General features: G+C 65.9%; 2 protein-coding genes. Both read right to left on the reverse strand.

Annotated features, from left to right (window positions below):
* The coding region (locus JP75_RS24660) for a heme-binding protein (RefSeq protein ID WP_035087857.1) at nucleotides 1-348 on the reverse strand (348 nt) is incomplete at its 3' end.
* Between the two features lie 86 nt (nucleotides 349-434).
* On the reverse strand, nucleotides 435-675 hold a 241-nt coding region (locus tag JP75_RS24665), incomplete at its 5' end, for a response regulator transcription factor (protein WP_035087861.1).

A 675-nucleotide genomic window follows, 5' to 3' on the forward strand; every position in this document is an offset into this window, starting at 1 on the left:
CATGCGGGCATCCATGTCGCGCAGGCCGGCATTGGCCGGGGCGGTCGAGATGAATTCGGCGAGTCCGGCCGTATCTCGGCCCATGGCTGCGGAGGTGAAGGCCTTGCCTTCGGCACTGGAGCCGGTATGCGGGCCCGAATTGTCGGCCTTGAGCAGGACCTTGGTCGCACCGTCGCGCGCCACGATGGCGACGCTGACATTATGGCCTTCGGCAACGCAAGCCTGGAGGGCGGCATCGGCAGCCTGGGTGGCCAAGGCGAGCGGAAGGTAAGGAGCGGTCGGCAGTTCCTGCGCCTGGGCAGCGAACGGGGTCAGCAGAGCGGCGGCAATAACGAGGTTCCGGATCATCACGGTTTCCTTTCAGGTGATGAAGGGAACCTAGTTCCCGCCCTCGCCGCCAGATATTCGTAGGCCTGGCGCACATCTCCGTAGTTCTACGGAGCGTCGCGCCCTTCGAGCCAGAGCCGGGTCATTTCGGCCTGTGATGTCGTGCCCAGCTTGGCGCCGATTGCGGCCCGGTGGCTTTCGACCGTTCGGGGCGAGAGGCCAAGCCCTTCGGCGATCTGGCGCGTGGTGAAGCCCTCGGCGATGCGATCCAGCACTTCGCTTTCCCGGGTCGTCAGCGACGACAACAGCGCCAGCGTTTCGGCCTTTTCCGCGCGGCGGTTGAGCACG

The sequence above is a fragment of the Devosia riboflavina genome, from assembly GCF_000743575.1.
Lineage (GTDB): Bacteria > Pseudomonadota > Alphaproteobacteria > Rhizobiales > Devosiaceae > Devosia > Devosia riboflavina.